General features: G+C 59.8%; 28 protein-coding genes. 12 read left to right on the forward strand and 16 right to left on the reverse strand.

What is annotated here, in order from left to right:
* The first annotated feature begins 90 nt into the window (after positions 1-90).
* Positions 91-987, forward strand: coding sequence for a LysR substrate-binding domain-containing protein (locus KFS80_RS09615; protein WP_212544658.1), 897 nt, complete (start codon positions 91-93; stop codon positions 985-987).
* Between the two features lie 205 nt (positions 988-1,192).
* Positions 1,193-1,852 (forward strand): methyltransferase family protein, encoded by a 660-nt coding sequence (locus tag KFS80_RS09620; protein WP_212544659.1) that lies wholly within the window; start codon positions 1,193-1,195, stop codon positions 1,850-1,852.
* Positions 1,853-1,958: 106 nt separating this feature from the next.
* Here the strand turns inward: KFS80_RS09620 and KFS80_RS09625 are convergent, their stop codons facing one another.
* Both KFS80_RS09625 and KFS80_RS09630 read right to left on the reverse strand, forming a co-directional pair.
* Positions 1,959-2,624 carry an HAD family hydrolase gene (locus KFS80_RS09625; protein WP_212544660.1) on the reverse strand — a complete coding sequence of 222 codons (666 nt, stop codon included), beginning with the start codon at positions 2,622-2,624 and terminating at the stop codon, positions 1,959-1,961.
* A gap of 56 nt (positions 2,625-2,680) precedes the next feature.
* Positions 2,681-3,094, reverse strand: coding sequence for a response regulator (locus tag KFS80_RS09630; protein ID WP_053121513.1), 414 nt, complete (start codon positions 3,092-3,094; stop codon positions 2,681-2,683).
* A 199-nt stretch (positions 3,095-3,293) separates the two neighbouring features.
* On the opposite strand from KFS80_RS09630, the gene KFS80_RS09635 reads away from it, so the two are divergent.
* Entirely contained in the window at positions 3,294-4,235 is a 942-nt protein-coding gene (locus KFS80_RS09635; RefSeq protein WP_212544661.1) for a class I SAM-dependent methyltransferase, read from the forward strand.
* 114 nt (positions 4,236-4,349) lie between these two features.
* On the opposite strand, the gene KFS80_RS09640 is transcribed toward KFS80_RS09635, so the two are convergent.
* On the reverse strand, positions 4,350-5,123 hold the full coding sequence (locus KFS80_RS09640) for a helix-turn-helix transcriptional regulator (protein WP_212544662.1): 774 nt from the start codon (positions 5,121-5,123) through the stop codon (positions 4,350-4,352).
* Positions 5,124-5,416: 293 nt separating this feature from the next.
* On the opposite strand from KFS80_RS09640, the gene KFS80_RS09645 reads away from it, so the two are divergent.
* Positions 5,417-6,535 (forward strand): DmpA family aminopeptidase, encoded by a 1,119-nt coding sequence (locus tag KFS80_RS09645; protein ID WP_212544663.1) that lies wholly within the window; start codon positions 5,417-5,419, stop codon positions 6,533-6,535.
* A 96-nt stretch (positions 6,536-6,631) separates the two neighbouring features.
* On the opposite strand, the gene KFS80_RS09650 is transcribed toward KFS80_RS09645, so the two are convergent.
* Positions 6,632-7,219, reverse strand: coding sequence for an NAD(P)H-dependent oxidoreductase (locus KFS80_RS09650; protein WP_212544664.1), 588 nt, complete (start codon positions 7,217-7,219; stop codon positions 6,632-6,634).
* Between the two features lie 85 nt (positions 7,220-7,304).
* Here KFS80_RS09650 and KFS80_RS09655 point away from each other — a divergent pair, with 85 nt between their 5' ends.
* A complete protein-coding gene (locus KFS80_RS09655) occupies positions 7,305-7,931 on the forward strand; it encodes a TetR/AcrR family transcriptional regulator (protein ID WP_212544665.1) in 627 nt (208 codons plus the stop codon).
* Here the strand turns inward: KFS80_RS09655 and KFS80_RS09660 are convergent.
* The 3 genes from KFS80_RS09660 to KFS80_RS09670 all read right to left on the reverse strand — a co-directional run bounded on the left by KFS80_RS09660 (position 7,928) and on the right by KFS80_RS09670 (position 10,781).
* Complete coding sequence (locus tag KFS80_RS09660; RefSeq protein ID WP_053121525.1) at positions 7,928-8,614, reverse strand: GNAT family N-acetyltransferase; 687 nt, start codon at positions 8,612-8,614, stop codon at positions 7,928-7,930. The two genes, KFS80_RS09655 and KFS80_RS09660, sit on opposite strands and share 4 nt — an antisense overlap.
* A 159-nt stretch (positions 8,615-8,773) precedes the next feature.
* The gene (locus KFS80_RS09665) at positions 8,774-9,331 is read right to left on the reverse strand and encodes a YceI family protein (protein WP_212544666.1); all 558 of its coding nucleotides are present in this window, start codon (positions 9,329-9,331) and stop codon (positions 8,774-8,776) included.
* 91 nt (positions 9,332-9,422) lie between these two features.
* On the reverse strand, positions 9,423-10,781 hold the full coding sequence (locus tag KFS80_RS09670) for an MATE family efflux transporter (protein WP_053121529.1): 1,359 nt from the start codon (positions 10,779-10,781) through the stop codon (positions 9,423-9,425).
* A 170-nt stretch (positions 10,782-10,951) separates the two neighbouring features.
* On the opposite strand from KFS80_RS09670, the gene KFS80_RS09675 reads away from it, so the two are divergent.
* Both KFS80_RS09675 and KFS80_RS09680 read left to right on the forward strand, forming a co-directional pair.
* A complete protein-coding gene (locus tag KFS80_RS09675; protein WP_212544667.1) occupies positions 10,952-11,518 on the forward strand; it encodes a chorismate mutase in 567 nt (188 codons plus the stop codon).
* A 144-nt stretch (positions 11,519-11,662) separates the two neighbouring features.
* A complete protein-coding gene (locus KFS80_RS09680; protein ID WP_212544668.1) occupies positions 11,663-13,306 on the forward strand; it encodes a sensor domain-containing diguanylate cyclase in 1,644 nt (547 codons plus the stop codon).
* Here KFS80_RS09680 and KFS80_RS09685 read toward each other — a convergent pair whose 3' ends face one another.
* The 3 genes from KFS80_RS09685 to KFS80_RS09695 all read right to left on the reverse strand — a co-directional run bounded on the left by KFS80_RS09685 (position 13,307) and on the right by KFS80_RS09695 (position 16,137).
* On the reverse strand, positions 13,307-13,600 hold the full coding sequence (locus KFS80_RS09685) for a hypothetical protein (RefSeq protein WP_212544669.1): 294 nt from the start codon (positions 13,598-13,600) through the stop codon (positions 13,307-13,309). It lies immediately after the preceding gene.
* Between the two features lie 94 nt (positions 13,601-13,694).
* Positions 13,695-14,783, reverse strand: coding sequence for a polyamine ABC transporter substrate-binding protein (locus KFS80_RS09690; RefSeq protein ID WP_212544670.1), 1,089 nt, complete (start codon positions 14,781-14,783; stop codon positions 13,695-13,697).
* A 52-nt stretch (positions 14,784-14,835) separates the two neighbouring features.
* Positions 14,836-16,137 (reverse strand): NAD(P)/FAD-dependent oxidoreductase, encoded by a 1,302-nt coding sequence (locus KFS80_RS09695; RefSeq protein ID WP_212544671.1) that lies wholly within the window; start codon positions 16,135-16,137, stop codon positions 14,836-14,838.
* A 160-nt stretch (positions 16,138-16,297) separates the two neighbouring features.
* Between KFS80_RS09695 and KFS80_RS09700 the strand changes: the two genes are divergently transcribed.
* Positions 16,298-17,188 (forward strand): LysR family transcriptional regulator, encoded by an 891-nt coding sequence (locus KFS80_RS09700; protein ID WP_212544672.1) that lies wholly within the window; start codon positions 16,298-16,300, stop codon positions 17,186-17,188.
* A gap of 75 nt (positions 17,189-17,263) precedes the next feature.
* On the opposite strand, the gene KFS80_RS09705 is transcribed toward KFS80_RS09700, so the two are convergent.
* The gene (locus tag KFS80_RS09705; RefSeq protein WP_053121541.1) at positions 17,264-17,650 is read right to left on the reverse strand and encodes a c-type cytochrome; all 387 of its coding nucleotides are present in this window, start codon (positions 17,648-17,650) and stop codon (positions 17,264-17,266) included.
* A gap of 65 nt (positions 17,651-17,715) precedes the next feature.
* Entirely contained in the window at positions 17,716-19,047 is a 1,332-nt protein-coding gene (locus KFS80_RS09710; protein WP_212544673.1) for an aminotransferase-like domain-containing protein, read from the reverse strand.
* A 90-nt stretch (positions 19,048-19,137) separates the two neighbouring features.
* Here KFS80_RS09710 and KFS80_RS09715 point away from each other — a divergent pair, with 90 nt between their 5' ends.
* Positions 19,138-20,031, forward strand: a complete 894-nt coding sequence (locus KFS80_RS09715; protein WP_212544674.1) for a DMT family transporter — start codon at positions 19,138-19,140, stop codon at positions 20,029-20,031.
* A gap of 3 nt (positions 20,032-20,034) precedes the next feature.
* On the opposite strand, the gene KFS80_RS09720 is transcribed toward KFS80_RS09715, so the two are convergent.
* Positions 20,035-20,850 (reverse strand): AraC family transcriptional regulator, encoded by an 816-nt coding sequence (locus KFS80_RS09720; protein ID WP_212544675.1) that lies wholly within the window; start codon positions 20,848-20,850, stop codon positions 20,035-20,037.
* A gap of 133 nt (positions 20,851-20,983) precedes the next feature.
* Between KFS80_RS09720 and KFS80_RS09725 the strand changes: the two genes are divergently transcribed.
* Complete coding sequence (locus KFS80_RS09725; protein ID WP_212544676.1) at positions 20,984-21,499, forward strand: carboxymuconolactone decarboxylase family protein; 516 nt, start codon at positions 20,984-20,986, stop codon at positions 21,497-21,499.
* Positions 21,500-21,640: 141 nt separating this feature from the next.
* On the opposite strand, the gene KFS80_RS09730 is transcribed toward KFS80_RS09725, so the two are convergent.
* Positions 21,641-23,086 carry a SulP family inorganic anion transporter gene (locus KFS80_RS09730; protein WP_212544677.1) on the reverse strand — a complete coding sequence of 482 codons (1,446 nt, stop codon included), beginning with the start codon at positions 23,084-23,086 and terminating at the stop codon, positions 21,641-21,643.
* 157 nt (positions 23,087-23,243) lie between these two features.
* On the opposite strand from KFS80_RS09730, the gene KFS80_RS09735 reads away from it, so the two are divergent.
* The gene (locus tag KFS80_RS09735; RefSeq protein WP_212544678.1) at positions 23,244-23,561 is read left to right on the forward strand and encodes a DUF7693 family protein; all 318 of its coding nucleotides are present in this window, start codon (positions 23,244-23,246) and stop codon (positions 23,559-23,561) included.
* A 51-nt stretch (positions 23,562-23,612) separates the two neighbouring features.
* Entirely contained in the window at positions 23,613-24,158 is a 546-nt protein-coding gene (locus tag KFS80_RS09740) for a hypothetical protein (protein ID WP_159815208.1), read from the forward strand.
* Between the two features lie 43 nt (positions 24,159-24,201).
* On the opposite strand, the gene KFS80_RS09745 is transcribed toward KFS80_RS09740, so the two are convergent.
* Both KFS80_RS09745 and KFS80_RS09750 read right to left on the reverse strand, forming a co-directional pair.
* The gene (locus tag KFS80_RS09745; protein WP_159815207.1) at positions 24,202-24,837 is read right to left on the reverse strand and encodes a hypothetical protein; all 636 of its coding nucleotides are present in this window, start codon (positions 24,835-24,837) and stop codon (positions 24,202-24,204) included.
* A gap of 127 nt (positions 24,838-24,964) precedes the next feature.
* Entirely contained in the window at positions 24,965-25,423 is a 459-nt protein-coding gene (locus KFS80_RS09750) for a GNAT family N-acetyltransferase (RefSeq protein ID WP_212544679.1), read from the reverse strand.
* Between the last annotated feature and the right edge of the window lie 21 nt (positions 25,424-25,444).

Raw genomic sequence — 25,444 nt, forward strand, 5'->3', positions numbered from 1 at the left:
GGTCTGCGTGACCGTTGAGCAGATCCTAGATTGCGACACCGAGACCGTCCAAGACATAATGCGCAGCACTTGAGTCCCTATAGGTCTGACATGATCGACTTCCGCCAATTGCGCTACTTCGTCGCCGTCGCCGAGGAAGAACACGTCGGCCGCGCCGCCGAACGGCTGCATATTTCCCAGTCGCCACTGAGCCGGCAGATCGCTCAGCTTGAAGAGCGCCTCGGCCTGACGCTGTTCGAACGCAGCCAGCAGCGCATTCGCCTGACCCGCGATGGCCAGACCTTTCTCGCCGAAACCCGCGCACTGCTCACGCACGCCAATCGCCTCGAATCCCTCGGTAAACGCTTGGGTCGTGGCGAAGAAGGCGGTTTGTGCATCGGCTATATCGAGAACGCCATGCACGCCGGGGTTTTGCCCAATGCCTTGCGTGTGTTGCGGGTCGATCGGCCGAATGTTCACGTCGCGCTGTACAACTTGAGTTCCTCCGAGCAACTCGAAGGCCTGCGTCAGCGTAGTCTCGATATCGCATTGGTGAGTGAGCCGCCGACCGATGACGACCCGGATCTGCTGGGTTTTCAGGTGCTGGATGACCCGATGCTGCTGGCGCTGCCGGAACAGCATCCGCTGGCGCAGCAGGCGGTGTTGAGCCCGCAGGATCTGGCGGATCAGGAATGGATCGGCGTGCAGCCACGGCAGGACGCGAGTGATGAGTTTGTCAGCGCGTGCATCAGAGCGGGTTTCACGCCGGATGTGCGCATGCAGGCGACTGAGCCGTTCACCGCGCTGGGGCTGGTGGCGTCGGGGCTGGGGATTGCGATGATTCAGAAAGGCCTGAGCCATAACGCACCGCCCGGAGTGGTGCTACGCGAGGTGCCCTGGCTGGCGTTTACTACGCCGTTGTGGGCGGCGTGGCACCGGATTAATTTGCGGCCGTTGGTGGAAACCTTCCGCACGGTTTTGACAGGCAATGAGATTTGCGCTGACTGAGCGGGCCTCTTCGCGAGCAAGCCCGCTCCCATAGGGGTTGGTGGCGTACGCAAATTCTGTGTGCACCGCAATTACCTGTAGGAGCTGCCGAAGGCTGCGATCTTTTGATCTTGTTTTTAAAAGAACAGGATCAAAAGATCGCAGCCTTCGGCAGCTCCTACGGGGATCTACACTGCAAGAGTGTGTATGCCGCCGCGAGAACGCCATGAGAATGTCAGCGCAAATGACCGTAGTCGCCGTGCTCGCCACCCTCGCCTATCTAGGCCTGGCGGTGTGGGGCATTGGTGGCGTGGGGATGTTCTTTTCCCACGGCTCGCTGGTGGTGGTGGCGCTGGCCACCGTGGCGATGGTGATCGCGTCGTTGTTTACCGAGGTCAACCTGAGTTCCGGCGAACGCGAGGATCGCGCCAATCGCTGGGTGCTTCCGGCGTTTGGCGTGATTGGTTTGCTCAGCGGTTTTCTGCCGGCTTACTGCGACCGGATCAATTTCTGGACGTTTGGCGGCGAAGGTGTGCGCTGGCTTGGCGCATTGTTGTTCATCATTGGCGGGGCGCTGCGCTTGTGGCCGGTGTTTGTCTTGGGCCACCGATTCAGCGGGTTGGTGGCGATTCAGCCGGGGCATCGGTTGGTCACGGATGGGATTTATCAACACCTGCGCAACCCGAGTTATCTGGGGTTGGTGGTGAATGCGCTGGGATGGGCGCTGGCGTTTCGCTCGAGTGTCGGGTTGTTGCTGGCGGCGCTGACGTTGATCCCGCTGATTGCGCGTATTCATTCTGAAGAGGCGCTGCTGCGCGGTCAGTTTGGCGCCGAGTATGACGCCTACTGCGCCCGCAGCTGGCGCTTGTTACCGGGTGTCTACTAACGCCGCACCCCCTGTAGGAGCTGCCGAAGGCTGCGATCTTTTGATCTTGGTCTTTTAAAAACAAGATCAAAAGATCGCAGCCTTCGGCAGCTCCTACAGGGACAGCTCAGGCCGGTTGTAGGTGCAGGCCGTCGTTGTCGATTTGGACGCGGATCGCGTCGTAACTGGCCAGTGTCGCGTGCTCGGTTTCAAGCGGATGTTGATGCGTCGTGGTGATGATCATCAACGACGCGCCCGCCGCTTCAGCGGCTTGAATCCCAACGGTTGCATCCTCAAAAATCAGACAATCCGCCGGCTCCAGCCCCAAGCGTTGAGCCGCCAGCAGATAACCCGCCGGATCCGGCTTGCCCGCCTTCACATCCTCAGCCGTAATCATCACCGCAGGCTCGGGAATCCCCGCCGCCGCCATCCGCCGCAATGCCAGATCGCGCGGCGCCGACGTCACCATGGCCCAACGATCCTTTGGCAATTGATTGAGAAACGCCGCCGCCCCCGGAATCTCGACAATGCCTTCAACATCCTCGATCTCCGCTGCGGTAATAAACGCCGCTTGTGCCTCCGCGTCCACGCCCGGCAGGTTCAGGCGATTGATCGTGTCGATCGCCCGCGCGCCATGAATGGTCGGCAGAAACGCCTCGACATCGACGCCATGGCGCACGGCCCAGGCTGACCAGATCCGCTCGGCGGCGGCGATGGAGTTGAGGACGGTGCCGTCCATGTCGAACAGGAACGCGCCGAACGCGCGGTCGAAAAGATCATTGTGAGCAGACAAAGGGTCGCATCCTCTGGCAAGGGGCCGGGCAAATTTGCCCGGCAATGTAGCACTTGTCAGTGCAGACGCGGAGCCTTGGACTTGAAGGCACTCTCGACGCAATCGAGCAACTGGCCGATCGCCCAGGGTTTCTTGATGAACGCGACCGAGTGCTTGACCCCAGACGTCTCCGGCGTTTCATAACCGGACATGACCATCACCGGTTTGTCCGGCCAGCGATCGCCGACCAGGTTGGCCAGATCGGCGCCGTTGAGGGTGCCGGGCATGGTGATGTCGGTCAGCAATAGATTCACTTCCGGCGCGTGCTCGTCCAGATATAACTTGGCTGCGTCGGCGCTGCTATGCGGCTCGACCTTGAAACCTTCCTCCTGAAGAATTTCGCAAAGAAACTCCAGAATCAACGGATCATCCTCAACTACCAGAATCAACCCGCCAGGAAGGTGCGCGTCCGCCGTTGGTGATGGGCACATGAAACTGCACTCCCTGAATAGCATTAACGATTTAGCGGCTTGAATCCGCTGCTTATCTGGTATGAGCAGCGCGTTCTGTAGAAATTCATTTTTGATACAGGAGTTTTCCAAATGGTCGGATTGGCAATCCTGAGACAAACGTTCGAAGTGGCGTAATTGTGGTTAAAATGCCGGCCCATTTGCTTGCCGACCGTGACCGATGAACCCTGAAGCCCTCGCCACCCTCCACGCTCATTTGCTGCCGGCGCTCGCCAGCGCACCGGGCGAAACCCGTCGCTTGTTTCATGGGCGCGGGCGTTGCTGGCCGGGTCTGGAACAGGTCACGGTGGACTGGCTGCAAGGCGTGGTGCTGGTGTCGCTGTTCAAGGAGCCGGCGCCGGAGCAACTGGAAGATCTCAAGCGTGTGTTGCTCGACATCACCGCTTCGGCCGAATGGCAGCAGTCCAAAGCGCACACGTTGCTGATCCAGCACCGTTATCTGCCGCAAAGCACCGCCGAATGGCTGATGGGCGATGAGATCGATGAAATGACCATCGTCGAGGGCGGTCTGCAATACCGCGTCGATCTGGGCCGCAAGCAGAACGCCGGGCTGTTTCTCGACATGCGTTACGGGCGCAACTGGGTGCGCGAACAGTCCGACGGCAAGCGCGTGCTGAACCTGTTCGCCTACACCTGCGGTTTCTCCGTGGCGGCCATTGACGGTGGCGCCAGCCATGTGGTCAATCTCGACATGTCCCGCGCCGCGCTCAGCCGAGGTCGCGACAACCACCGTTTGAATGGCCATGACACCGGCAAAGTCAGCTTCCTCGGCCACGACCTGTTCAAGTCCTGGGGCAAGGTGATCAACAGCGGCCCGTACGACCTGGTGATCATCGACCCGCCGTCGTTTCAGAAAGGCAGTTTTTTGCTGACCAAGGATTATCAGCGCGTGTTGCGCCGTCTGCCGGAGTTGCTCACGGCGGACGGCACGGTGCTGGCCTGCATGAATGATCCGGCGTTTGGTTCGGACTTTTTGATTGATGGCGTGACGCAGGAGGCGCCGAGTTTGCGCTTTGAACAGCGGCTGGAGAACCCGCCGGAATTTCCCGACATCGATCCCGAAAGCGGCCTGAAAGCCCTGGTCTTCAAACGCACTTCCTGACACAACCCAAATCCCTGTAGGAGCTGCCGAAGGCTGCGATCTTTTGATCCTGATCTCTTAAAAACAAGATCAAAAGATCGCAGCCTTCGGCAGCTCCTACAGGGGGGTGGAGAGTCAGTTCGGGCGCAGCACCAGGGCGAACAACTCACCATGTCCGGTGACATTGAGCTTTTGATAGAGATTGCGCCGATGTACTTTCACCGTTTCCGGCGATATGCCCATCTGCTGGGCGATCGCCTTACTCGAGAAACCCTGCAAGATCAGCCGCGCCGTGTCGTTTTCACGCACCGTCAGCCGCGCATCAAAACGATCCAGCAACGTCGCCAGATCGCCGACCAGCACTTCAGCAACCGCCCCTTGCGGCGGCAATAGCTGCACATGCCGGCGCATCGCCGCCAGCACCCAGTCGCGCACACACAGCAACCGGCCCTGCTCGGCCATTTCGAACGGCGTCGAACGTCCCATCGATAAGCCCAACACGCTGCCATCGACGTTAATCATGAACTGCAGTTCATCCGCGCCCACCACCGAGCGAAAGTAGCTCTGGTAGTACTCACTCTGTAAAAACTGGTCAGGCGCCACCGACGCCAGGCTGTGCAAGCCATCAGCGAGCCCCGCCGAAGCGGCCTGATAAAACGGATCGAGCAGGTACATGCCGGCGGTGTAATCGGCGAGGTTTTCCTGCTCCTCGACAGCGCCCTTGCTGTCGATATCAATTAGCAATTGCGGCGCCTGGCCCGCCTTCATCACCGCGACCAAGGCGTTATCCATCGGCACCAGCAGGCGCAAGGTATCGACCAGCGCCCGCCAGAATCCGTCCTGCCCGACACAGGTGAAGACCCGCGCCAGACTTTGATGCACAGGCAATTCCTGCAACAACGCGTCCACGCTCTACCCCTTTTGTGTAACCCATGATGGGAATGGGTCAGGCGCGATCAGATCGATAGGCTGACCGCACTTGATCAACACCGGCCGTAGCGACCAGAAGTGCCGAATCATGCGGGGTCATCGAGGGGATATCAACCGGTGACCACTGATCAGCAAGACCAACGCATTTCCTGTAGGAGCTGCCGCAGGCTGCGATCTTTTGATCTGCAAAAAAACGTCAAAAGATCGCAGCCTGCGGCAGCTCCTACAGAGATCGCGACACATGTAAGATTTTTATGGAGAGACAGAAATCAATGAAACCTCGTGCCCGTGACCTCAACATCCGCATTGGCCAGATGCAGCCCGGCCCGCTCAATGCGATCACCGACGTGCCCGGTGTGCGTGTCGGCCACAGCAACGTGCGCGGTAAAAGCACGGCCGGTCGTGACATTTGCACTGGCGTCACCCTGATCGAACCGCGTCAGGGTTCGACCAACCAGCAACCGTGTTTCGCCGGCGTGCATGTGCTCAATGGCAACGGTGACGCCACCGGTCTTGAGTGGATTCGCGAGGCGGGTTTGTTGACCAGTCCAATCGCCTTCACCAATACCCACAGCCTCGGCGTGGTGCGCGATGCGCTGATTGTGCTGGATCGTCAGCAGCAACCGGACGATGGCCGTCTCTACTGGAACATGCCGGTGGTGCTGGAGACTTACGACGGGTTGCTCAATGACATCAATGGCTTCCACGTCAAACCTGAACATGTCGCCGAAGCCCTGCACAACGCGGTCGACGGCCCGGTTGTGGAAGGCGCGGTCGGCGGTGGCAGCGGCATGATCTGCCATGAATTCAAGGGCGGCATCGGCACTTCGTCGCGGCGATTGAGCGCTGCGCAGGGCGGCTGGACAGTGGGCGCGATCGTCCAGGCCAACCACGGCATTCGCAACGAATTGCGGGTCGACGGTTACCCGGTCGGGCGCTTTATGGAACAGAAAGATTCACCGTTTTTGCGCGCGGCGCTGCCGCATCCGGGCATGGGCTCGATCGTGGTTTGTCTTGCCACCGATGCGCCGTTATTGCCGCATCAATGCACGCGTCTGGCGCAACGGGCGAGCCTCGGTCTGGCGCGCACCGGTGGCGGCAATGAGGATCACAGTGGCGACATCTTTATCGCATTCGCCACAGGTAACGATCACGTGCCGCCGGCGGCTTATGAAGGCAAAGGTGCGGCGACATGTGATGGCTTGCGGATGGTCAATAACGATCACATCAGCGAGCTGTTTCTGGCGGCCACCGAGGCGGTTGAGGAAGCGATCATTAATGCCTTGCTGGCCAGCGAGAGCACTGAAGGCAATGGCCATTCGGTTCAGGGGCTGGATGCACAAACCTTACTCGCCGCCCTCGAAAAGGCAGGCTGGCCTGGCTCGCGATAACCCCCCAAATCCCTGTAGGAGCTGCCGAAGGCTGCGATCTTTTGATGTTGTTTTTCAAGATCAAAAGATCGCAGCCTTCGGCAGCTCCTACAGGGGTTATGTGAACATCTGATAACCGAGTTTCCGGGCCACTTGGAGTTGCACCTGCGGCTCGCGCAATTCCGACTCCGGCAGCAACGTCGAGCTCAGCACCGTCGCCCCGCTGTAATCGAAAATCCCGTGTTCTATCTGCGCCTTCATCGCCGCACCGTAACCGTGACGTTCATAGGTGCGTTCGTCCGCCCCGGCGAGTTGTACAAGGTGCACGCGCAAACGCTGCAGCAACTTCACATGCTTCAAGTCACCCGCAAAATCGAACGCCCAGCCATTGCTGAACACCCGATCAATCCAGCCCTTGAGCAGTGCCGGCATCGACCACCAATACACCGGGTAAACCAGCACCAACGCATCGGCGCGATCAATGCGTGCCTGTTCCGCCAGCACATCCCCCGGCGGCGGGGCCTCGCGATGATGAACGGCAAAATCGTTAGCACCGAAACGCGGTTCGAAGCCTTCAGCGTAGAGATCGGTGATCTCGAAGGTGTTGGCCGGATCGGCTTCGGTCAGGCCGGCAGCAATTTGTGTGGCAACGCTATGGGTCAGTGAGCGCGGATCGTGATGAGCAACAACAATCAATGCGTGCATGGCAATTCTCCGGTTGGTAGGACTGACCAAGGCTTATATACTCTTGGTAAGTTACGAAGCCTAAGTTACCTTTGGTATATAAACCATGTCAACTGATCAACTGACCGAACAGAATTCCCCCGCGCAACCGCGCAAACGCCTTTCCCGTGAGGATCGCCTGCGCCAGTTGCTTGATGTCGCCTGGCAGATCATCCGCGCCGAGGGCACCGATGCGCTGACCCTCGGCTATCTCGCCGAAAAGGCCGGCGTGACCAAACCGGTGGTCTACGACCATTTCGTCACCCGCGCAGGATTACTCGCGGTGCTGTACCGCGATTTCGATGCACGCCAGACCGTGGTGATGGACGCCGCGATCGCCGAATGCGAGCCGACACTCGTCGGCACCGCCTCAGTGATTGCCAAGGCGTATGTCGATTGCGTGATGTTTCAGGGAACGGAAATTCCGGGGATCATCGCCGCGCTGGCGAGCACTCCGGAACTGGAGAAGATCAAGCGGGAGTACGAGGCGATCTTCCTCGAAAAGTGCCGCCGCGACCTGGCGCCCTACGCTAATGGTGGACTGATTACCGCAGCCGCTTTGCGTGCAATGCTCGGCGCCGCCGAAGCGCTGTCGCACGCTGCCGCCAACGGTGAAATCAGTGCCGAGGACGCGATCAACGAGTTGTTCGCAACCATCATCGCAATGGTCGAACGCGCCGCTGTCAGGAGCTAGTGCAGAGTCAAACGCTGGCGGACAAATTCTTCCGTGTGGCGAGTGGTTTGATCCAGATGGCGATCGCGCTGCTTCTCGGCATCGAGCATCGCGCGCTTGCTGTTTTTCTGTAGCAGATACGTGTGAATCTGCTGCACTTCCAGTGAGCGGTAAATCGGCGTGGTGTCGATGAAACCGCGCAAGCCGTTGCTGCGGTAATGCCGGGTGCTCATCAGCACTTGAGTTTCACGCGAGCCGATCACCTCAAAGCCCAGCGCTTCGAAATACGGGACTTTGCCGACGGTGCAGCCCAGCTCCGCATGCGGATAACGGCCGAGCATTTCGCCGATCATCGCCCGCGCCACGCCTTGCCGCCGGTGCCCTTCGCGCACCGCCATGTAGGCGACGCTGCACGCTTCCCAGTCGCCCTGCACCGGCAGGTACAAAAGGAAACCGATCACCTGTTCCGGATCTTCATCGGCGGTCGCCACCAGCAACTCGACTTCGGTGCCCTTGTCGCCATTCAACGCTTCCAGATACAAATGCACCTCGTAGCCCACCGCGTACTGATACACGTTGTACAGCAGGTTGCTCGGGCCCAGGCCAACCGCGCTGATGTCGGTCAGGTAGTCGACGACCATTTGCAGAATCTGGCTGTTGACGCCTTCGGGGCATGGGGATTTGTAGTGGGTGATGCGAGGCATGGCAGCTGAACTCCGGCAGAAAACCGCGACATCATACCTTGTCCCTGCGCCAACCCCTGTAGGAGCTGCCGAAGGCTGCGATCTTTTGATCTTGTCTTTTAAAAACAGGATCAAAAGATCGCAGCCTTCGGCAGCTCCTACATTGGGAAAATCGGGGTATTACTGCTGCGGTGCCACCACTTTGATTTTGATCGCGATGTCCTTCGACACCACCGTGTCCGCCCATTCCCCCGCGCCGAGCCCAAACTCGTCGCGCTTGAGGAGCAGCTCACCGTCAAAAATGCCGATGGCGTTCTCCGGCTTCAATTCAACCGGCACCTGCACGTCGCGGGTGATGCCTTTGAGGGTGAGCTGGCCGGCGATCAGGTAGCGGTTTTCGGCCACTTGCGTGAAATGGCTCGATTCGAATACCGCGACGGGGAATTTTTCCGTGTCGAACCACGCCGGTTTCACCAGTTCGGTATTGGCGTCTTCGCTGCCGGCATCAATGCTGGTGAGGTCGATGTGTAGCGTGGTGCGGGCGTTGGCGATGTTGTCGGAATCGAAGCTCAGCGTCGCCTCGAACTTGCCGAACGTGCCGTACATCCGCGAGCCCATCTGGTTATAGGTGAAGCTGATCTGACTGGCGGTCGTGTTGACCCGGTTGTATTCGACCGCCTGGGCAATCGGCACGGCGCACAGGCAAAGCGCGGCAGCGAGCAGCAATCGGATCGACATGGGATTCTCCGGGCAGCGCTTACCGTCGAGGGCCTCGATTGACTTAAGCAAACATCCGCCGGTTACGCCACTTCGGATCAGGGTTTGAAGTTCAAACCATCCGCTCGATCTTCTGATGCTTCCACACCAGTTTGTAATACAGCGTCTGCAACACCAGCATCCCCAGATACGCCACCGGAAATGCCATCCACACACCCTGCAAACCGTACTGGCCATCAAGCCAATACGCCGCCGGCAACTGCACGCCGACCACACAAATAATCGCAATGATCACCGGCACCAGCACTGTGCCACTGGCGCGCATGATCCCGCCGATGATCGCCTGGAAGCCGAACACCAACAGGCTCCAGAGCATGATGTGCAGCAGATGCTCGGCCATCGCCCGGGTTGAGTCTTCGGTCAGGAACAAGCCAAGCAACCAGTGCGACAGCAGGTAACCCAGCACAATCAACCCACCGGTCAGGCACACGTTGATCAGCAAACCCGTGCGCAGAATCGGCGCCATGCGCTCCAGACGCCCGGCACCAATCGCCTGTGCGCCCAGAATCGACGCAGTGATGGCAATCGATAACGCCGGAAACTGCACGTAGTTAACGATCTGCGTCACCGCGCCATACGCCGCCGTTGCCTGCGAACCGTGCTGATTCACCAGCGCCAGAATCACCAGTTCCGACAACGACAGGACAATCATCTGCACGCCGGTCGGCAGGCCGATGCGCAGCACCTTGCCGAGGATTGCACCGTTGAGCCGCAGCGCTGCAAAAAACTCTCGATCCGGCGCCAGCGGATGGCCCTTGCGGATCAAGCGCCACGCCAACCACGCCATCGCCGCGAGGTTACCGGCGAGGCCCGCGTACGCCGCACTTTGAATGCCCAGTTGCGGCAGACCAAACCAGCCGCGAATCAACGCCGGAGTCAGCGCCAGGCCTACACTGGTCGAGACGATCAGCGCCAGCAGCGGCGACAACGTGTCACTCACCCCCCGCAGCAATTGCGTGAATAGCACAAACACCAGCATCGACGGCAGAATCCACATCATCACGTGCGCGTAGGCCACCGCATCGTCCAGCACATCCGCCGGCGTGCCCAATCCAGTCAACGCCTGCCGCGCGAACACACTGCCGAGCACCGCCGCGATCAAACCAATCAGCACACCCAGCAACAACGTTGCGCCGGCGATGGCTTTAACCATATGCGGCTCGCGCGCGCCCCACGCCTGACCGATCAACACGCCCGCGCCCGCACCAAGGCCGATGACCAGCGCGATAAAGAAGAAGATGATCGGAAACATCCCCGACACCGCCGCCAGCGCCTGAGTGCCGAGCATCTGGCCGATGTAAATGCTGTTCACCGTGCCGGACATCGATTGCAGGAAATTCGACAGCACCATCGGGGCGAGGAACAACAAATACGTTTGCCAGAGGGGTTTGGTGACGGCTGGGGTTTGCATGGGGCAGGAGGTCCATCTCGACGGCAGGAAGGCTTAAGGAGGATAGCTTCGATGAGTTGTCGGCGGGGCGCAATTAACATTTAAGCTTCGTGTTTAATTTCGCCCTGAAGCGATGCCGGAGTCTGTGGTAAACAACACTCCACCCATTGTTCGTGATTGAGATTTTGCTCATGCCGCACGTTACAAATCTGCTGACCAGCGCCCTCCTTGTTCTCCTCGCCGGCAGCGCATGCGCCGCCACGCCCAGCGCTGCTCCCGAAGCCTTGAAGCCGTTGTTGATGACGTTGAACGAGCGCCTGAACATCGGCGATCTGGTAGCGCTGACCAAGTGGGACAGCGGCAAGCCGATTCAGGACAGCCCGCGTGAAGCGCAGGTGATTGCCAATGCGCGCACGCTGGCCGCCGAGCGCAAACTCGATGCTGAAGACGTGGCGCAATTGATTGCTGCGCAAATGGAGGCCAATAAACTGGTGCAGTACGGTTTGCTCGCACAATGGCAAGCGGCGGGTGTGGCGCCGGACACTGCACGCCCGGATCTGGGCAAGCAGATTCGGCCGCGACTGGATGAGCTGCAGAGCCGATTGTTGCAGCAGTACGCTGATTTCGCGCCTTACCGTCGGGATCCGAATTGTTCGAGCTGGCTGGCGGAGGCGCGCAAGGGGTTGGCGCAGGATGCGCTGCACGAGTTGGCGTTGATGCGGAGCACCGGTGAATTGTGTGTGCGGGCGGCGAGGTAATAAAGTCAAAAGATCGCAGCCTGCGGCAGCTCCTACAAGGGTCAGCGACGGGTCTGACAAATCCTGGCGCAAGTGACGACTGGCGGTCGGTCGATCATTGCGCATACCATCCGGCCACAACTTCAAAACAGAATTCGCTCGCCCATGCTCAAAGCCAGTCTGCGCAGTCATCTCACTCTTTGGTTTGCCGGTTTATCCCTGCTGACGCTGCTGAGCGTGGGTTTCTACGTCGGTCATATCGCCACCGAGCAGATGAAACAGGCCAGCGGCAATGCGCTGCTGAGCACCGCGCGCTCGGCGGCGGCATTGCTCGGCGAACAGTTGCGCGAGCGGCAACTTGAGGTTTATTTGCTCAGTCGAGCGCCGCATCTGGAGCGCGGCGATCTGGACAACCCGGCGATTCTCAAGTCGATGCAGTTGCGCACCCAGGCCCGGGCCGAATACGCGTGGATGGGTGTGGCTGATGCCGAGGGCCTCGTGCATCAAGCCGTCAATGGTTTGCTGGTCGGTCAATCGGTGCAACAACGCCCGTGGTTCCAGGCTGGTCTGCGCAATGAGTACACCGGTGATCCGCACGAAGCCGTGTTACTCGCCAAATTGCTGCCGGGATTGCCGAATGGCGAACCGTTGCGCTTCATTGACTTCGCCGCGCCCATTCACAACGCCGACGGTCAGGTGATTGGTGTGCTGGGGGCTCACGCACACTGGAGCTGGGTGACGCGGATTGTCGAATCGGCGGCGGTGTCGCACAAGGATTCGGCGCCGGATCTCGAAGCGCTGATCATCGATCATGACGGTAAAGTGCTGTACCCGGAGGCGTTGATGGGCCAACAGGTCGCGGCCAACGATCCGAACTCCCCGGGCTGGACGGTCGGCGATGGTTATCTGACCAGCCGTGTGACCGTACCGACACCGTCGAGCACTGCATTGTCGTGGTCGATTGCTGTGCGCCAACCGCTGGACACTGCCCTGCAACCGGCGCGCCTGCTGCTCTACAAACTGTTGCTGCTGGGGGTTATCGCGGCAATCGGTTGTGGCTTGGTGGCGTACTACCTGGCGCTGTACCTCAGCCGCCCGATTGAACAACTCGCTCGCTCGGCCAAACGCGTACAGAACAATCAGCCCGGCGCACACTTCCCACTGCAACATCCAGTGCAGGAAATTGCCCAACTCGGCCAGTCGATCGATGCGATGACGCAATCACTGCTCGGCAAAGAACGTCAGTTGCAGGAGGCCAATGCCTCGCTGGAAGCCACCGTCGCGCAACGCACTGCGGCCCTCACCCAAGCCAACGCCGAACTGCTCAGTCTGGCGACCCACGATTCCCTGACCGGCGTTTTCAACCGTCGTCGCTTCGACGAAAAGCTTACCGAGTACAACCTGCTGTTCCGCCGTACCGGCCGCCCGTTTGCCTTGCTGCTGATCGACGCCGATCATTTCAAACGGATCAACGACACCTACGGCCACGCCATCGGCGATGACGTGCTGCTACAACTGGCGCAACTGATTCGCGAGAGCACCCGCAGCACCGATTTCGTGGCGCGCTATGGTGGTGAAGAGTTCGCGGTGTTGTTGCCGGAAGTCGCGCAACCGGATACCCCTGAAGTGGTCGCCGAGAAAATCCGCACAGCCATCGCCAACGCGCATTTCCCTCATGTCGGCAACATGACCGTCAGCATCGGCATCGGCCTGGCGGATCCGGCTGACAACAGCCAGACCCTGCTGATCAAACGCGCTGACCAACAGCTGTACCGGGCAAAAGCCGCCGGGCGCAATCAGATCGCCTGATCAGCCCTGCTTCACTTCGCAGATCCCGTTGGCCTTGTTCTTCCCGGTGTACGACACCCCCGGTGAGCCATCGGGATTGATGCTCAGCGAAATGGTCACGCCCGCGCCTTTGGCCTCGAAATAGTTGTCGTTGAATTTCTTCAACTTGGCTTCCTTGCCATTGATGTAGATCGGCCCGCCCTCATCCGCGTGAACTTCGATCTTGCCCGGGCAAGTGGCATTGAGCATCGGGATGCCAGCGTGGGCCACCGATGCGATGATCAACAAAGGTGCTGCCAGCAACAAAGATTTCATGGAAAGCTCCTTGGTTTCGGCGACATGCCGAGCTGTCAGCAATAACCCAAAATCGTCCATCCCACCAGTGTCGCCATTGTCGCGGGGGGGGGGGTCAGGTATTGGTCTTCAACTTCGTCCACAACCGCGTCGTCAGCCGCGCAATCGCTGCCGGCAGTTCTTCGACGGTGAACAATTTGTCCATCACTTCTTTTGGCGGATAAATCGCCGGATCGCCGATCACGTCCTGATTGAGAAACTCATTGGCCGCCGCATTCGGGTTGGCGTAATGGATGCTGTTGCTGATGTTGGCAATTACCTTCGGTTCGAGCAGGTAGTTCATGTAGGCGTAGCCGTTCTTTTCATGCGGCGCGCTTTTCGGCATGACCATCATGTCGAACCACAACGTCGTGCCTTCGGTCGGGATCGAATAGGCGATGTCGATGCCGTTTTTGGCTTCCTTGGCGCTCGCCGCCGCTTGAACGATGTCGCCGTTGAAACCGATCACCGCGCAGACGTTGCCGTTGGCCAGGTCGCTGATGTATTTCGAGGCGTGGAAATACTGGATGTACGGGCGGATTTTCAGCAAGGCTTGCTCGGCTTGTTTGTAATCGGCCGCTTCGTGGCTGTGCGGCGGCAAGGCGAGGTAGTTGAGGGTGATCGGCAGCACCTGTGTCGGGTTGTCGATGATCGCCACACCGCACTGGCTCAGTTTCTTGATGTTCTCTTCGTCGAAAAACATCTTCCACGAGCGGGTGATGTCGGTGTTGCCGAAGATCGCTTTGATTTTTTCGACGTTGTAGCCGATGCCGGCCGTGCCCCACATGTACGGGTAGCCGTACTGATTGCCCGGATCGTTGACTTCGAGTTTCTTCATCAACACCGGGTCGAGGTTTTTCCAGTTCGGCAGTTGCGACTTGTCGAGTTTCTGGATCGCCCCGGCCTTGATCAGGCGCGAGAGAAAGTGGTTCGACGGGCTGACCACGTCATAACCGGTGTTGCCGGTCATCAACTTCGACTCCAGCACTTCGTTGCTGTCGTGGATGTCGTAAGTGGTCTTGATGCCGCTGGCCTGGGTGAAATTGGCCAGCGTGTCCGGGGCGATGTAGCTGTTCCAGTTGGAAATATTCACGGTTTCGTCGGCACAAGCGGCCGCCGACGTTGCAGCGAGGGCGATCGCCAGGGTGAGCGTATTGATGCGCATGTTCTATCACCTGAAAGGAAGTGGCTTTTGTTCTTCTGCGGTTCGCGGATTTTCAGATTTCTGTTCTGGCCCTGACCGCCTCCACGCGCATGCGAAGCATGGCACCGATGTCGAAGAAAGGACGCGGCGGCAACCAGCCGGGTTCGGCGCGCTGCATCACTGATTGCAGCAGTGGCGAGTCAACGCCCGAGGCCAGTTCTGCCAGCAGTCGGCCCCACAAGGTCCCGCGCGCAACGCCGGAACCGTTGCAGCCCGCCACGGCGTACACGCCCTCTTCCACCCGGTCGAAATACGCCTGACCGCTGCGGGTAGCGCTCAAGTGGCCGGTCCAGGTGAATTGAATGTCGCGCTCGTCGAGGAAGGGAAAACGCCGCTGCAATCCAAGCACATGGTGCTGGCGACGTTGCGCGAGTGCGCCGTTGGACAGGTCGCGCGTGCGGTATTCGGCGGTGTTGCGGATCATCACGCGGCGATCCGGGGTCAGGCGCACGGTGGCGCCGAGCGGCCGGGTCGACAGCACGCCCCACGGCTCGACCGCGCCAATCGCCTGAAACTCGTGATCGGTCAGCGGCCGCGTCAGGCTGGCGCTGAGTTCCATGGGGAATGTGCCGCTGTCGTTGATGCCGACCCGAGGAATAAACGCGTTCAGGCACACCAGCACTTTCTTCGCTTCAACGCTGCCGTTCGCCGCGTTGGCGCGCAGCCCGCCCTGACTCAGACGCTCGACACTGGCGATGTCGGTGTCCTCATACACGGTGATGTTGCCCGGCAGTGCGTTGAGCAAACCTTTTACATACTTGGCCGGTTGCAGCAGCGCATTGCCGTGGCCACACCAGATCGCGGCGGCGTAGTGACGGGTACCGAGCTTTTGCGCCAACTGTTCGCCCTGCAGAAATTCGGCCCGGGCACCGAGCGCGCGCAACGTCGCCAGTTTGGCCTCGACATGATCAAGCTTGGCCGCGTCATTGACCGCAAAGTAATAACCGCTGTCGCGAAAGTCGCATTCGATCGCGTGCTGGCCGATGCGCTGACGGACTTCTTCGCTGGCCGCCCGGGAAATCATCGTGTCGGTTTCAAATCCGGCAAACCCGGCGGTGCCGATCAATTCACTGTGCGCCGGGTGTTCATGAGCAACGACGAACCCCGAGTTACGCGCCGACGCGCCTTGCGCCGCGCGCTGCCGGTCGACCACGACGATGCGCGCCTGCGGGTGCATGTCGGCGAGCGTGTGTGCGGCACTGAGTCCGGTAATTCCGGCGCCAATCACCAGCCAATCGGCCTTCTGCGCGCCGCTCAGGCGACCGCGCTCCGGCGAATGGCCAGCCTGCGCGATCCAGCCGCATATGTTTTCCATGCATCACCTCATAGGACTGTCGTTCAACGGCTTGCTTGTGCGTAAAGTGCATGCGTGAATCGCATGGACACCTTGAGAAGATCGCCGCCAGAGCTAGAATCTATAAGGTCTTCGTCAGACCGACCAACGTTATAAAATCATCGAGCCATTCTGAAATCGCATGGATAAAATTCGCCACGTACCGTCCCTTCAAGCCATGCAGGCACTGGTCGAAGTCGCCGATTGCGGCAGCTTCACTCTGGCGGCGCAGAAGCTGTGCCTGACCCAAAGCGCAGTCAGTCGGCAGATCCAGCAATTGGAGGGTCACTTCAATGTCGCGCTGTTTATCCGCACCAGCCGCAGCCTGCGCCTCACCGCAGAAGGCGAGCAGGTGCTGGCCAGCGCGCGCAGCATTCTCGAACAACTGAAAAATCTCGAAGAGCGCCTCGCCCCACAGGAGCGGCCATTCCGCATCCGCATGCACGTGTCACTGGCGGTGCGCTGGCTGCTGCCCAAACTCAGCGACTTTTACCTCAGCCATCCCGAGGTTTCCTTGGCGATTGAAACGGTCGCCACCGAAGTGGTTGAGCCGGCCAGCGACAGCGACGCGTACATTTTGTATCTGCCGCAAGCGACCAGCGACCCGGCGTATCTGACGCTGTTTGCAGAAACGCTGGTGCCGGTGTGCGCGCCCAATCTGCCGGGCGCACCGCGATCAGTGGACGAGTTGCAGCGTTTTGCCTTGCTGCATCGCTCGGCTGATCGTCAGGCGTGGTTCGAATGGCTGGCGGCGAATAATGGAAAACCGCTGGAGGATTACCGACACATCCCGTTCAACCTTGATGAGTTGGCACTGGATGCGGCGGCGCGCGGGTTGGGCGTGGCGGTCACTGACATGACGCTGGCCGCGGAGTCGCTGGAGCGCGGTGTGTTGCTGGTGCCGTTCGGCCCACCGCTGAAAACCGGCGGCATTTATTCGCTGTGCTTACAGCCGTCAGCGGCGACGCATCCGGCGTGTGCATCGGTGATGCAATGGTTCACCAAACAGACCGACACCCCACAATCCCCGTAGGAGCTGCCGAAGGCTGCGATCTTTTGATCTTGCCCTTAAAAAACCAGATCAAAAGATCGCAGCCTTCGGCAGCTCCTACGGGTGTTCCGAGAAGGTCTGCAGGTAGGCGAGCAGGTTGTCGAGTTTCTCTTCATCGCTCAGGCCCCAGAAAATCATCCGCGTGCCCGGCACCACGCCTTTCGGGTCTTTGAGATACGCCCTCAACGTGTCGGCATCCCACGTCACGCCGGAGTTTTTCATCGCGTCGGAATAGACGTAATTGGCCGAAGTACCGGCAGGTCGACCGACGATGCCGTTGAGTTCCGGGCCGAAACCGGGGCGGGCCGACTCACCGACCTGATGGCAACCACCACACAAACGCGGGAAGATTTTTGCCCCCGCTTCAGGGTCGCCGGCGGCTTGGGCAGTTGAACAGGTGGCGATAAGGCTCAAGGCCAGGGACAGTAAGGCAGTGGTTTTCATCGAACGATCCAAAAACAGGCGCTACACAATTGCGGCAAGCCTAACATTTTGTGCAAGGCAGTTTTTTACAGGTAAGCGCCGATGATCTTTCTGACGGTGATCAATGCCTGACGCAAAACGGCCATGTCCACCGAGCCCAGCGCCAGCCGAATCGCATGCGGCACATGGGCGGACACGGCAAACGGTTCGGCAGTGGTGACGGAGATCTGGTGCTGCTGCAGTTCCACGACGATCTGATCGGCGCGCACATCTTCCGGCAGCGGCAGCCACAAAAAATACGAGGACGGATGGCCGATCCACGACAGTCCTTTGAGCAACTCGGCGGCCAGAGTTTGCCGTGCTTTGGCGTCATTGCGCTTCTGTTCCTCAAGCTCAATGACGGTGCCATCGTCGAGCCAGCCGCAGGCAATCGCAGTCATCACGCCGGGCGTGTTCCAGGTCGTGGCGCGAATGACGCGTTCCAGCGCCGGCACCATCCCCACGGGCGCGGCGATAAATCCGACGCGCAAACCGGTGGCGATGTTTTTCGACAGTCCCGACACGTACACAGTGCGCTCCGGCGCCAGATCAATCAGCGGGCGCGGTGGGTTTTCCACCAGAAAGGCGTAGGCCGCGTCTTCGATGATTGTCAGATCATGCCGTCGGGCGATCGCCACCAGTTGCTCGCGCTGCTCATGCGGCGTCACCCAACCCAACGGATTGTGCAACGTCGGCATGCTGTAAACGGCGCGCACCGCACGCTGCCGGCAGAGCGTGTCCAGCGCAGGCAGATCCGGGCCGTGTTCGGTCGTGGGGATCGCCACCACTTCCAGATGCAGCGCTTCGGCCAGCACTTTGAACCCGGAATAGGTCAACGCGTCAGCGGCAATCACATCACCCGGTTTGAGCAACGCCATCAGCGTCACCGCCAGCCCTTGCTGCGCACCGTTGACGATCAGCACTTGCTCGGCCTCGACCTGCACGCCACGGCTTAGCAGATGTTGCGCAACCGACGCGCGCTCATGAGCGCGACCGGCGTGCGGCTGATAGCGCAGCAACGCTTCGAGATCGCCCGACAATGCCAACTGCCGCAGCGCCGTGCGCAACAGATCCGCCTGACCGGGCAACGACGGGTAGTTGAAATTGAGGTCGATCATGCCGACCGCGACGTCCTTCTGATCGATGCCCTGCCCCGGTGACAACGAGGTTTCTCGCACAAAGGTGCCGCGCCCGGCCTCGCCACTGACCAGGCCCATCGCCTCCAGTTCGGCATAAACCCTTGAAGCGGTGACCAGCGCCAGCCCTTCGCTCGCCGCCAATTGCCGGTGCGTCGGCAGGCGCGTGCCCGGCGACAGGCGACCCGAGCGAATGTCATCGGCGAAGGTATCAACCAGCGTCTTGTATCGGGAGCGCGGCATGTCGGCTGTATCCATGACAATTCTTTGATTGTCCTGATTCTCAGCCATAGGATTGAAATGACGCAACCCCACTTTTGAGCGCGACCTGGCATGGAACGAACCTCGAATCTGACAAACCCGGCACTGGAAAAAACCAGCGGCTGGATCAACGGCTTTATTGGCGTGGTGATTTTCAGCGGTTCACTGCCGGCCACGCGATTGGCAGTGCTGGAATTCGAACCGGTGTTTCTCACGGTATTGCGTGCCGCTATCGCTGGGGTATTGGCCGTGGCACTGCTGTGGCTGTTTCGCGAACGGCGCCCCACACGCGATCAGTGGCTGTCGTTGTTCATCGTGGCGATGGGCGTGGTGCTCGGATTTCCGCTGCTGACTGCGTTGGCTTTGCAACACGTGACGTCAGCACATTCGATTGTCTTTGTAGGATTGCTGCCACTGGCGACAGCGATTTTCGGCGTGTTGCGCGGTGGTGAACGGCCGCGTCCGGTGTTCTGGATTTTCTCGGTACTCGGCAGTGCGCTGGTGGTGGGGTTTGCGATCTCTCAAGGCCTGACCGCTTCGCCAACCGGCGACTTGCTGATGCTGGCCGCCATCGTCGCCTGTGGTCTGGGCTACGCCGAAGGGGCGAAACTGTCGCGCAGCCTCGGCGGCTGGCAGGTGATTTGCTGGGCGCTGGTGTTGTCGTTGCCGCTGATGGCGGTGCTCAGTCTGTGGTTGGCGCCCGCCTCGTTCAGCACCATCAGCCTGTCGGCGTGGTTGTGCCTGGGCTATGTGTCGCTGTTCAGCATGTTGATCGGTTTTGTGTTCTGGTATCGCGGTCTGGCGCAGGGCGGGATTGCGGCGGTGGGTCAGTTGCAGTTGTTGCAGCCGTTTTTTGGCCTGGCGCTGGCGGCGACGCTGCTGCATGAACACGTCAGCGTCGGCATGCTCGCGGTGACGTTGGGCGTCATTCTGTGTGTCGCCGGGGCGAAGAAGTTCGCCAAATAATCCCTAAGCGCCCGCCTTCCACTCGCGCGGGCTGAGCCCGGTCTTGCGGCGAAACGCGCGAGCCAGCGCCGAAGGGCTTTCGTAACCGACCTCTGCGGCGATCAGCGCAATTGGCTTGCCCTCGCGCAAACGTTTCTGCGCCAGGCTGACCCGCCAGCTCAGCAGATAATCGGCCGGCGTCTGCCCGACCACGCGGCGAAACTGCTCGGCAAAACTGGCGCGCGAGAGGTTGGCGACGCTGGCCAGCTCGGCCACGCTCCACGGTTTATGCGGCTGCTCGTGCATCTGGATCAAGGCCCGCGACAAACGCGGATCGGCCAGCCCGGCCATCATCCCCGGTTGTTGATCGCGACTGCTGATGAGGTGGCGCAACAGCAGAATCACCAGCAGTTCAAACAGCCGATCCATCACCGCAACCCGCCCGCAGTGTCCTTCGAAGGCTTCCTTGAACAACCACTCCAGCGTGCTGCCGAGTTCGGGAATGTCGCTGAGTTTCAGCACCAGATAATCCGGCAACGCGGTGGCGAGTGCATTGCCCGAACCGCCGTCGAACGTCAGCGTGGCACAGACCACGCGGGTGTCCATGGACTCGTCGGCAGACATTCGATGGGGAAACGGTCGCGGAAAGAAAATAAGCGAAGGTTCACTCAGCCTGAGCTCGCGTTCGTTAGCCGGCCTGAGCAGCAACTCGCCCGCCTGCAACAGATGCACATGCCCGCACGGCTCGCCCTCATGCACGCTGATGCCGCAAAACGCGCCGCTGTGAAAGGTGCCGGCATTCACACCGAAGTGGCTGAGCAAAGTAGAAAGGCGATCCATTGGGCGACTCCTGCGGGCGAATCCGGACGATCTGCCGCATATCGTCGACGATTTGCCGCCAAAGCACCAGCCGTGATCCCTACCATTCACTCCATCGCCGACGCAGTTCGCGCCGGACTTTCGGAGAATCACCATGAGCCGCATCAACGCCATCAGCCTCGAAACCGCCACCGACGCCACCCGCCCCGTGCTGGAAGGTGTGAAGAAGAAAATCGGTTTCCTGCCGAACCTGTTCGCCACACTGGCCAAGGCGCCGGTCGCGCTCGACACCTACGTGCAGGCATCGGCGACACTGGGCAAATCGTCGCTTAGCGCCAAGGAAAAAGAAGCGGTGTACCTGGCGACCTCGCAGGTTAACGGCTGCGATTATTGCCTGGCGGCGCACACCTTTTTCGGCAGCAAGGCCGGGTTGTCGGCCGAGGACATTGTCGCGGCGCGCCAAGGTGAACTGAACGCCTACGCCGCCCTCGCCTATCAATTGACGGAAAGCCGTGGCCACTTGAGTGACGAGCAGATTGCCGCCGTTCGCGCTGCGGGGATTGATGACAGCAAGATCATCGAAGTGATTGCCGTGGTCGCGGTGCAGACCCTGACCAACTACCTGAACAACGTGGCGATGACCGAGATCGACTTCCCGGCCATTAACTAAACACACAATCCCATGTGGGAGCGGCGGTGCGACGATTCGACTTGCTCGCGAATGCGGAGTATCAGTCGACATCTTTGTTGTCTGACACACCGCTTTCGCGAGCAAGCCCGCTCCCACATGTAGTCCGCGTTCATCACTGTGTCACTCGTGATCGACGCCGGCGCGCTTGAGCAGTTTTTTACAGCGCTCGGACAAGTGGAACACCTGCAGATCCTTACCTGCTTTGGCGTAACGCTCACGCAAGGTTTTCAGCGCGGCAATCGCCGAGTAATCGACAAAGCTCAGATGCCGGCAATCGAGGGTGACTTTTTGCGGATCGGTCGCCGGGTCGAACTGGTTGAGGAACGGCGTGGTCGAGGCAAAGAACAGCGTGCCGTGCAGGCGATAGAGTTTGCTGCCATCCGCTTCCAAATGCTCATCGGCGTACAACTCGCGCGCCTGCTGCCAGGCGAAATTCAGCGCAGCGATGATGATGCCGCACAGCACAGCGGTGGCCAGATCGGTGAACACGGTGATGGTGGTCACGGCGATGATCACCAGAACATCGTTGAGCGGGACTTTGTTGATGACGCGCAACGAAGCCCAGGCGAAAGTTTGCTGCGAGACAACGAACATCACGCCGACCAACGCCGCCAGTGGAATCCGCTCGATCAGCGGCGACAGAAACAGAATGAACAACAGAATCAGCACACCCGCCACGACGCCGGACAAACGCCCGCGCCCACCGGAGCTGAGGTTGATCACGGTCTGGCCGATCATCGCGCAACCGCCCATGCCGCCGAATGCGCCCGAGACAATATTCGCCGCGCCCAACGCCACGCATTCACGATCCGGGTAGCCACGGCTTTCAGTGATTTCGTCGGTGAGGTTCAGCGTCAGCAGGGTTTCCAGCAGCCCGACCAGCGCCATCAGAATCGCGTAGGGAGCGATGATGCGCAGGGTTTCGAGAGTCCACGGGATGTCCGGCAAAGCGAAAGTCGGCAGACCACCGGCGATGTGCGCCATGTCGCCGAGGGTGCGGGTCGGCAGGCCGAACAGATAGACCAGCAGGCCGACGCCAAGAATCGCTACCAGCGCCGGCGGCACCGCTTTGGTCAGGCGCGGCAGGATGTAAACGATCGCCATGGTCAGCGCCACCAGCCCTGCCATCAGGTACAACGGCGTGCCGCTGAGCCATTCCTCACCGTTCTTGAAATGCTCCAGTTGCGCCAGGGCAATGATGATCGCCAGACCGTTAACGAAGCCGAGCATCACCGGGTGCGGCACCATGCGCACCAATTTGCCCAGACGCAGCAAACCGAACGCCATCATGATCAAACCGCCGAGCAGCACGGTCGCCAGCAGGTATTGCACGCCGTGCTGCACCACCAGCGCAACAATCACCACCGCCATCGAACCCGCCGCCCCGGAGACCATGCCCGGCCGACCGCCGAACAAAGCGGTCAGCGTGCAGATGATGAAAGCACCGTACAGGCCCATCAGCGGATTGAGGTGTGCCACCAGCGCGAAGGCGATGCATTCGGGCAACAGGGCAAACGAGGTGGTGAGTCCGGCCAGGACATCGGCGCGCAGACGAATCGGTTTCATGGCTTACCTGACTGAGCGGCCAACGTCGGTGACCGCAGGTGTTCGGGGAAAAGTGGGTTGCGGATGTTACGGAATTGTCCCCGCAGCGGCCAGTGATCGCTGACAGTTATCGACCTGCGCTTTATGCTGGCGCGCTCAGTCTTCATCGAGTTCGAACATGTCTGCATTTTTAACCGCTCGCGAAGTTTGCCAACGTTTGCGTGACGCGGCGCTTGAGGTGCTCGTTTTTAAAGTATGCGAGGCGCCTTCCGCGTCCGGGCTGGTTGCCGTCGATATCGAAGGCTGGCGCTTGCTGCTGGATTTTGACGGCGGCCGGTTGCATCACTGTGAATACGCGCGCGATACCGATGGACGCGAAGGCGCGCTCGAGGGTTGGCAGCGTTATGGCACTGATCCGGTGAGTTTGCTCAGCACTTGGGAATTGGCGCAGATCGAACGATTGCTCGCAGCAGCAACGAACACGGTTGCTCGATGATGGCACTCTGCCCATAATCCGCATCCCTACATTCCCACGCAAGGAACTGCCGTGAAGAAGTCGCTGTTGTTGATCCCGCTGTTGGCGTTGTTGCTACAAGGTTGTGGCATGACCATGACCCGCTACGAGCCGAGCTACGAGAACGTGCAGAAGCTCAAGCAAACGCCGCCGCTGCATGCGATCAGCAATCCTCAGGTAACCGCCGAATCCGGTGAGGGTTCGTTGTCGGTACGCGCCAACCCGATTCGCTCGCCGTCGGGCAGCATCCCGGCACACATCCAGGATGCCATCACTGAAGAGCTGCGCAAGGCCGGTCTGCTTGATCCGCAAGCTCAGCGTCAGTTGAAAGTATTGGTGGTAAAAAACGAAATGTCCGCCGGCATGGGCACGGGTAACGGCAAACTGGCCGCGCGCTTCACCCTGCTTAACGGCAATGACGTGGTCTACGACGCGACCAAGGCTGTCAGCAGCCAATGGAGCAGCAGCTTCTTTGGTTTCATCGCGATCCCGAACGCGGTCAATGCTTACAACCCGATGTTGCGTGATCTGCTGAAGGATCTGTACAGCGATCCACAGTTCATTCAAGCGCTGAAGTAACAGACAAAAAAAGAGCCGCAATCGCGGCTCTTTTTTTTTCGCCTCACGCCCGTGGAATGCGGGTTTCGAGTGCAGAGTATTTCAGGCTGTTGCTTTCGACCATCTGCTTGAGCAGCGCGTTGACCTGACGGGTGAACGTGTCACTCATCGCATCTGCCGGCGTATTCGCCATCAACGGGATGAACCAGATCCCCAACCAGGTGCCAATCGCATCGTGGTTGCTCGCGGCGGTCAGGGGTTGACCTTGCGGATCGAGATTTTCCAGGCTCATGCTGTACTGATCGGTAGCATAAGCCGGAATGATGGTCATGCTGAACCCACTGATGAACGCCAGCACCATTTGCCCACCGTTAGGCGGATGGTTGTACACCTTCAAACGCAGATTGTAATCGCCCGGCTGCTTCTGGAACTCGTCCAGCGTGACACGACCGAACAGACCGGAATCGCTGAGGATTTTCTGCAACTGCGGCTTGAGGTGATCGCGCGCCTGCGGCACTTCAACGGCGGAAGCGCTTTTCGGCTCGCCCTGATAGAAGTCGAAATCCACGTAGACGTTTGGCTTGTTGGCGTAGTTGGCCATCGATGGCAGTTTCACCGGCGCCACTTCGTCTTTGGTGAAACTGGCACAACCGCCCAGTGTGAGCACCAGGCCCAAGGCCAGAATTTTCCCGAATTGCATGATATCCGTCCCTAAGTAAACACCGCCAAATGATGGCAATGAGCCTCCATCAAGGAGGCCGAGCGGATTCTAGAGAGACCTGTTGCTCGGGGAAAGCCTCAATTCGGGATTTTTCAGAAATAATTTCTCAACTTTCACGCAAGTCGAGCATATAGGTGTAGTAACCCGTATCGCGCACATACCCCAACGACTCGTACAAACCCTGCGCGGTGAAGTTGTCGGTGGCGGTTTCCAGCACCAGCCCCTTCGCGCCGGTTTCCAGGGCAAACGCGCGGGCGGTGTTCATCAGCAATCGGCCAACGCCGCGACCCCGGGCGGCTGGCGTGGTGAACAGATCGCTGAGCAGCCACGTGCGGTGGGCGTCGATGGAGGAAAACGTCGGGTACAACTGCACAAATCCCAGCGCTTCACCGTGCTCATCCTGCGCCAGAAAAATCGCCGACTCACCCGCCGCCATGCGTTCGGCGATGAAGGCGCGCGACTGTGCCAGATTCGACGGTTGCTCGTAGAAGCCTCGATAGGCGTCGAATAACTGCGCCACAGCGTCCAGCTGTGCGGTATCGGCGCGCAAAGCCTTAATCGTCATGATCCATTCCTCGTTTATTCA

It is taken from the genome of Pseudomonas rustica (assembly GCF_018336155.1).
GTDB lineage: Bacteria > Pseudomonadota > Gammaproteobacteria > Pseudomonadales > Pseudomonadaceae > Aquipseudomonas > Aquipseudomonas rustica.